At 67.3% G+C, this 6,970-nt stretch carries 7 protein-coding genes; 4 read left to right on the top strand and 3 right to left on the bottom strand.

The annotated features are described in order from the left end of the window. Nucleotides 1–148: 148 nt before the first annotated feature. The 3 genes from NTX40_10650 (at nucleotide 149) to NTX40_10640 (ending at nucleotide 3,123) form a co-directional block, all read left to right on the top strand. Nucleotides 149–850 carry a PEP-CTERM sorting domain-containing protein gene (locus tag NTX40_10650; GenBank protein ID MCX5649533.1) on the top strand — a complete coding sequence of 234 codons (702 nt, stop codon included), beginning with the start codon at nucleotides 149–151 and terminating at the stop codon, nucleotides 848–850. Nucleotides 851–1,347: 497 nt separating this feature from the next. After that, the gene (locus tag NTX40_10645) at nucleotides 1,348–2,610 is read left to right on the top strand and encodes an SGNH/GDSL hydrolase family protein (GenBank protein MCX5649532.1); all 1,263 of its coding nucleotides are present in this window, start codon (nucleotides 1,348–1,350) and stop codon (nucleotides 2,608–2,610) included. A 117-nt stretch (nucleotides 2,611–2,727) separates the two neighbouring features. Beyond that, nucleotides 2,728–3,123, top strand: coding sequence for a four helix bundle protein (locus NTX40_10640; GenBank protein MCX5649531.1), 396 nt, complete (start codon nucleotides 2,728–2,730; stop codon nucleotides 3,121–3,123). Between the two features lie 58 nt (nucleotides 3,124–3,181). Here NTX40_10640 and NTX40_10635 read toward each other — a convergent pair whose 3' ends face one another. Beyond that, the gene (locus tag NTX40_10635; protein ID MCX5649530.1) at nucleotides 3,182–4,090 is read right to left on the bottom strand and encodes a cation diffusion facilitator family transporter; all 909 of its coding nucleotides are present in this window, start codon (nucleotides 4,088–4,090) and stop codon (nucleotides 3,182–3,184) included. A 517-nt stretch (nucleotides 4,091–4,607) separates the two neighbouring features. Between NTX40_10635 and tnpA the strand changes: the two genes are divergently transcribed. After that, complete coding sequence (gene tnpA, locus NTX40_10630; GenBank protein MCX5649529.1) at nucleotides 4,608–5,060, top strand: IS200/IS605 family transposase; 453 nt, start codon at nucleotides 4,608–4,610, stop codon at nucleotides 5,058–5,060. 104 nt (nucleotides 5,061–5,164) lie between these two features. Here the strand turns inward: tnpA and NTX40_10625 are convergent, their stop codons facing one another. Next, nucleotides 5,165–6,184: a hypothetical protein gene (locus NTX40_10625; protein MCX5649528.1), complete on the bottom strand. Its 1,020-nt coding sequence runs from the start codon at nucleotides 6,182–6,184 to the stop codon at nucleotides 5,165–5,167. Nucleotides 6,185–6,577: 393 nt separating this feature from the next. Continuing rightward, nucleotides 6,578–6,970, bottom strand: a 393-nt coding sequence (locus NTX40_10620) for a DUF116 domain-containing protein (GenBank protein ID MCX5649527.1), incomplete at its 5' end; no start/stop codon positions are given.

Below are 6,970 nucleotides of genomic sequence, written 5' to 3'. Positions count from 1 at the left end.
ACGCTGGCCCTGCTGGGGCTGGGCGCCCTGGCCCTCGTTCGTCGCAAGCGGTAAGCGTTCCCAATTGTAGCGTGTGAGTGATAAGTCAACGAGAGTCCGCCGGCGGCCCGTACGGGTCGCCGGCCCAGAGAAAAGGAAGGGTAAGAAGATGAAGAAGATTATCGTAGTCTTGGGAGTTTTAGCGATGCTGGCGAGCCAGGCCTCGGCGTCGCCGTTTGCCTTGGTGAAGATGACGACGCTGGGCGGCTCGTCCTCGGCGGACGTGATGGTGGGCGATACGGTGGACTACCAGATCACCGTGGAGCTAGCCCCACTCACCACCGTCAACACCAGTTCGACGCCGGCCCGGACGATTACCAACCGGGTGGTTGGCGTGGACGGGATCGGCAGTTGCCGGTTCAACGTGCAGCAGTCGTTGAGCGATGCGGTGCAGGTGTCGTTCCTGGCGGCGGCGTCGTTGCAGAACGGGTACGACGCGCCGACAGTTTCCACGGGCGGCACGCTGGTGCCCCGTGGCAACGGGTTCATGGACCTGGACACGGTCAAGGCGGCGCTGATGACGGGCGCGGCGTACAAGGGCGTGTCGGCGCCGGTGGTCCTTGCCACGGGTTCGTTCGTGGTGGAGGAAGGCGCTATCGGCGACAGTTCGACGATTCATCTGAGCTACAAGTCGCCGAACCAGAGCCCCGGCTCCATCAGGTACAACAACGCCACGTTGGTGACGGCCAGCGTTAGCGCCACGGACCCGTACTTTGGTTTTACGGGTCTGACGCTGAACGTGATTCCGGAGCCGGCCACGCTGGCGTTGCTGGCGTTGGGCGGAGTGCTGGCGATTCGTCGTCGGCGGTAGTTTGCAGCCGGCCTAGGCCCCGCCTAGGCGGGTACGCCCCGGCGTTGTGCCCGGCATTCCGGGCCTTTCGGCCGGTGGCGGCAGAGTGGGAAAAAGACGGGCGGTCCGGCCCCTCGGCAAGCTCGGGGTAGGGTGGGGCCGTCCGTCCATGTTTTTGTGTTGCTGCCGGGCGGAGGCCCGGCTGGGCATGGGACGGTACTTCGCGTACTGCAGCCATCGGCGGCGACACAGAAGCCTGGACCGACGGACGCTGGGGAGCGTGTACGGCCTGGCAGAGCCGGGGGCGGGCGAGGAGCTTCCGGTGCAGCCGGCGAGGCGAGGCAGAATCGAGACAGGCGGCGGACGTTCCGTCGCCGCGCGTGCTGCCGTGGCTCCGGTCGCCGTTGGGGCTCCCTCCCCAACGGGGGCGTGACCCTGGCGACGGTTCCACCTTGTTCCAGGCTGGAGACTGTCCAGCGCATGGGGACAAGCTAACCCTTAGAGAAAGGAGACCGTAAATGCTTACGTCCGCCCGTCCGTTGTCGCGTCTGGTCCGTCTGGCCGCCCTCATTCTCGTACCGGCCCTCCTGGCGGCGTCCGTCCCCGCGTTCGCCAAGGCCGTCGTCGAAAAGGGCGACCGCATCGTCGTTGTCGGCGACTCGATCACCGAGCAGAAGCAGTACTCGAAGTTCATCGAGGATTACCTCACGATGTGCGTGCCGCAACTCGACCTCTGGGTCTTCCAGTTGGGCCGGGGCGGCGAGACGGCCGGCGGCTTCGTCAGGCGCATGGACCAGGACCTCTTCCCCTTCAAGCCCGACGTCGTCACCACCTGCTACGGCATGAACGACGGCCGGTACCGGGCGTATGAGGAAGGGATCGGCAACGAGTACCGGGCGCAGATGCAGCGGATCCTCGACGCCGCCAAAAAGGCCGGCGCGACGGTCGTCGTGGGTTCGCCCGGCGTGGTCGACACGAAGACGTGGCGCGGCCCAGCCGACGTGTACAACGATAACCTGGCGCACCTGCGCGACATCGCCCGCGACCTCGCCAAGAACGCCGACATGCCCTTCGCCAACGTCCACGATGCGATGATGGACGTCATGAAAAAGGCCAAGGCCGCCCGCGGCGAAGACTATTACGTCGGCGGCAAGGACGGCTTCCACCCGGCGCCCAACGGCCATCTCGTCATGGCCTACGCCTTCCTCAAAGCGATGGGGTTCGACGGCGACCTGGGCACGATCACCATCGACACGGCCGGCAAGGCCACCGCCACCGGCGGCCACAAGGTCCTCTCGTCCAAGGGCGGCAAGGTGGAACTCGAGAGCACCCGCTACCCGTTCTGCTTCTTCGGCGACGGCGCATCCCCGGACTCGACGCGCAGCGTCCTGCCCTTCTTCAATTTCAACAAAGACCTGAACCGCCTGACGCTGGTCGTCAAGGGCCTCAAGGGCGGCAAGGCCAGGGTCGCGTGGGGTCCCGGCGCGCCGGAATCGAAATCCTTCACGGCCGAGGAACTGGCCCAGGGCATCAACCTGGCCGCCGAGTTCCTCGACAACCCGTTCTGCGAGGCCTTCCAGAAGGTCGACGGCGCGGTCGCCGCCAAACAGAAAAACGAGACGTGGCTCATCAAGTCCAACCGCATGGCGCCCGCCGGAACGCCGGAGGCCAAGAACCCCAGATGGTCGGCTGAAGTCCTGGCAAAATACGACGCCCTGGTCAAGGCCGTGCACGAGGCCGTCGTGCCCGTCAAACACACGCTGACGGTGACGCCGGAGTAGGCCACGTCATCCGAACCGTGCTGAACGGCCTGGGCACGCCGAACTACCGCCTCCGCGAGGTGCGGTAGGAAAGTGCCTGAGTTCCTGAGTGCCTGAGTACCTAAGGGGGAACGGACGATGGGGACCGCGCGGAGCGAACCGGGGAAATCGGGAGTCAAGAGTTACCGGGATCTCGTGGCCTGGCAGAAAGGGATGGACCTTGCAGGCCTCGTGTACCGGGCGACGACGCGTTTCCCCTCGGAGGAACGCTTCGGGCTCGTGGCGCAGATGCGGCGTGCGGCAGTGTCGGTCCCGGCCAACGTCGCCGAGGGGTTCGGAAGAGGGGGACGGGCCGATTTCAGGCGCTTCGTTCTTATGGCGCGCGGCAGCCTGTTCGAATTGCAGACCCACGGAGAGTTGGCCAGGCGTCTCGGATGGCTCAAGGGCAAGACGCTGACGCTTCTGCGACAGGGCAGCCAGGAGTTGGACGCGATTCTGAGAGGACTCATCCGCGCGCTTGGAAAAACAAAATAGGCTGAGAGGCTGCCGTGACTCAGGCACTCAGGCACATAGGCACTCAGGCACTCGCCGTTCAATGGTCGTCGGGGTAGTACGGCTCGATGTGGACGGTGACGTGGGTGGCGCCGGGGACCTCGCGGCGGATAGTCTGCTCGACCTGCTGGGCCACGGCGTGGGCGTCCCGGACGGACATCGCCGGGTCCACCTCGACGTGCAATTCCATGTGGGTTTCCAGACCGCTGCGGCGGGTCATCAGTTTTTCGGTGTCCTTGACGCCGGGGACGCTCAGGGCGGCGCGGCGGATGGCGGCGAGGGTCTCGGCATCGGCGGCCTCGTCCAGCAGCACCGACGCCGTCCGCATGAACGTGTACACCCCCATGCCGCAGATGATCAATCCGATGATGACAGCCGCCAGCGGGTCGAAGATTCGCCACGCGGGACCCAAGAGCAGTGCGGCCCCGATGCCGATGAGGGCCGGAATGCTGGTGATTGCGTCGCTGCGGTGATGCCAGGCGTCGGCGATGAGGCTCTCGGACTTCAGGCGCCGGCCGATGCGGATCTTGTACCGGAACATCGCCTCCTTGCCGACGATGGTGGCGAGGACGAACCAGATCGTGAACATCCTGGGAAAACTCCCCTCGGTCGGCCAGAAGATCTCGGAGATTCCCCGGTATCCGATCAGGATGCCCGCCAGGAGGAGGACCGCGCCGATGGCCTGGGCGGCGATGAACTCCGCCTTGCCGTGGCCGTACCGGTGCTTGTCGTCGGCGGGCTTCCGGGCCGTCCGCAGGCCGCCGACGACCACGAGGCTGGCCAGACTGTCGCTCAGACTCTCGGCGCCGTCCGCGACGAGAGCCTCGCTCATTCCGAAAATGCCCGCAATCAGTTTCGCCACGCCCAGCACCACGTTGCCGCCGATGCACAGCCACGTGGCGAACGACGCTTGGCGGTAATTCGCCTGGATGGCCTCGCCCGCTTCCATGGCGACATTCTAACGCGGGACGGACGGCAGACCACCAAAAATCGCCCCTTCGGAAGCGGGGCCTGACCCCATTATTCGTGGTGTGTGGCACGGCCGGTCTTGCTTGCCACGCCGTAGCCCCGGCGCGCCGGGACGGAGGCGGGCCCGGCCCTGCGGGGCGCACGGCGGGGCAAGACCCGCCGTGCCACACCCCCATCGCAGGTCTTCGCGCGCGTGTGGCACGGCCGGCCTTGCTTGCCCGCCGTAGCCCCGGCGCGCCGGGACGAAGGCGACTGACCGTGAAAACCGGCGAGCAAAGTCCCTCCGTTTGCGTTATGCTGTTCAAGCCGCGAAGCGGCGCATGATGGTAGCCACGGGCGCGCTTGTCCGGCGTAGTCCCGGCGCGCCCCTGGCAGGGGTACGGCTCCTGCCGTGGCCCGCGGGACGAAGCCGGAAGCCCGTGGAAAAGAGCGCCGCAAATCCATCCATTTATGTTATGTTGTCGGAGCCCTGGAGGGGCGATTGAAAGGACCGCCTGATGGGCCACACCTACTCGAATCTCCTTGTCCACGCCGTCTTCGGCACGAAAGACCGGCGTCCGACGATCCACGAATCCTTCCGCACGCGCCTCCACGAATACCTCGGCGGCATCGCCCGCGAAGAATTCGGCCGGGCTCTCCAGATCGGTGGCACATCCGACCATGTCCACGGCCTGATCCTGCTGCGCACCGACGTGGCCGTCGCGGACGCGATGCGCGCGTGGAAGAGCCTTTCTTCCGGCTGGGTTCACAAAACCTTTTCCGGCGAGGGGGACTTTGCGTGGCAGAATGGGTACGCCGCTTTCAGCGTCAGCGAATCCGACGCGGACCAGGTCAAAAGTTACATCGCGAATCAGGAATCGCACCACCGGAAACAGACGTTCGAAGAGGAGTTTCTGGCGCTCCTGGAGCGTCACGGCATCGAATACGATCCGCGCTCCGTGTGGGATTGATTCAATCGCCCCTGCCGGGGCTCAAGAAAAAATGAGGGAATGTTGTGGACCCTCGCGTTCCACGGGTTTGCACCCGTGGCTATCGTCAATCGCCGCTCCGCGGCTCATAATAGATGCCCCGGCGTGCGCGTAAGGAGCGCCCAGAACGCGCCGTCGTGGTCGGCGGCGGGGAGGAGTTGTTCGGTCGCGTCCAGGCGCCACGGCGGATGGGTATGGAGGAAGGCGCGGACGACGCCTTCGTTCTCCTCCGGCTCCAGGCTGCAGGTGGAATAGACGAGCCGGCCGCCGGGGCGGACGCGGGAAGCCGCCAACACGAGCAGTTCGAGTTGCCGGCGGGGCAATTCCTCGAGGTCCGCCGGACGCAGTCGCCACCGCGCCTCGACGCGCCGCGCGAGGACGCCCGTATTGGAGCATGGGGCATCCACGAGGGCGGCATCGAAGCCCTTCGCCGGGGCCGCCTTTTCAAGATCGTCCGCGAGGCAGACGGCGAGGTTCTTCGCGCGGCGCGCCGCGGCCATCTGCCGGAGCGGATCGAGTTTCTCGGGGCTGCGGTCGCATGCGACGACACGTCCCTCGCCGCGCATCGCCTCCAGGATTTGAGTCGTCTTGGTTCCCGGCGACGCGCAGAGGTCGAGCACCTCCTCGTCCGGCGCCGGCCGGAGCGCTTCGACGGCCAGCATGGCGGAAGGGTCCTGGATCGTGAGGGTTCCGTCGGCCAGGAGGGATTCCAGTCTCGCCGGGTCCAGGTCCGAAACGTCGAGGCACCACGGCCGGACAAGGCCGGCCGTGCCACACACGCGAAAACCTGCGATGGGGGGTGGCACGGCGGGTCTTGCCCCGCCGTGCGCCTCGCACGGCCGGACAAGGCCGGCCGTGCCACACAAGAGCGATTGCAGGAGCGCCTCGGCATCGGGGCGCATCGGGTTGGCGCGGGCGAAGAGGCGAGGCCGGCGATTGTTCCACCGGCAGATCGCCTCGGCCTCGCCGCCGAACGCTTCGAGCCAGCGCGCGACGAGCCAGTCGGGATAGGAGTAGGCGGCCCCGAGGAAGGCGGCGCGATCCTCGCGCGGATCGGGGAGGACCGGCTCGCGGAGTCGGACGACGCCGCCGTCCGGGTGCGGCACGGCATCCGAAGCGAAAACCGGCGGCCTTGTCGCCGGACTTCCTGGTGCGTGCGGTGCGTCGTGCGGCCTCCGCGGCCTCGTTGACCGCCGCATAGGCCGGCACGCGGTCGAGAAACAGCAGTTGAAACGCCCCGAGTTCCAGGATGGCGAGCAGCGCGGGCTGGATCGTCGTGGCGCGGCGTCCCTTGCCGCGGGCGTGGCTGACGAACAGGCGCAGGGTGCGGCGATGGCGGACCACGCCGGCCGCCAACTGCGTGGCGAGGGCGCGGTCGCGCGGCTCCAGATCGGTTTCCTCGAAGACGGCATGGAGGGCGTCGCGGAGGAAGGTCCGCGTCTTCCGGGCCCGGCGAAGGGCATCCAGGGCGGCGCTGCGGGCGGACGGCGTGGCGGGCGTCACCGGAGGAACCATCGGACGGCCTCTTCGACCTCGCGGAACTCGATGGTCGTATCCTTGCACGGGCCGCACGGCCACTCGATCGAGCGGGCGAGGACGGCCTTGGGCAGCGAGGCGAAGATGCCCGCGCGCAATTCCTTGCCGCAGGCCACGGCCACGATGGCCTTGACCGACGCGTCCGCGGCGCGCTGGGCGGCGAGGCGGCCCCCCGTCGCCATGGACACCTGGACGCCGCACCGCTCGCCCAGTTCGAGAAAGCGGGTGACCAGACATTGGCCGCAGCGCCGGCAGTTGGCGAGGTCGTCGGTGATGTTGGCGTCGCACGCGGAGCGCTGGAGGCACCGCGAGAAAAGGACGAGCACCTCGCCGGGCTTCGAGCGGGTGCGGCGAAG

The sequence above is a fragment of the Planctomycetota bacterium genome (assembly GCA_026387035.1).
GTDB lineage: Bacteria > Planctomycetota > Phycisphaerae > FEN-1346 > FEN-1346 > JAPLMM01.
This window is presented reverse-complemented; position numbering and strand designations above follow the sequence as displayed.

Coding starts and splice junctions, on each gene's coding strand:
- tnpA (MCX5649529.1), top strand. CDS start 4,608: ATGGGCCACACCTACTCGAATCTCCTTGTCCACGCCGTCTTCGGCACG.
- NTX40_10640 (MCX5649531.1), top strand. CDS start 2,728: ATGGGGACCGCGCGGAGCGAACCGGGGAAATCGGGAGTCAAGAGTTAC.
- NTX40_10635 (MCX5649530.1), bottom strand. CDS start 4,090: ATGGAAGCGGGCGAGGCCATCCAGGCGAATTACCGCCAAGCGTCGTTC.
- NTX40_10645 (MCX5649532.1), top strand. CDS start 1,348: ATGCTTACGTCCGCCCGTCCGTTGTCGCGTCTGGTCCGTCTGGCCGCC.
- NTX40_10650 (MCX5649533.1), top strand. CDS start 149: ATGAAGAAGATTATCGTAGTCTTGGGAGTTTTAGCGATGCTGGCGAGC.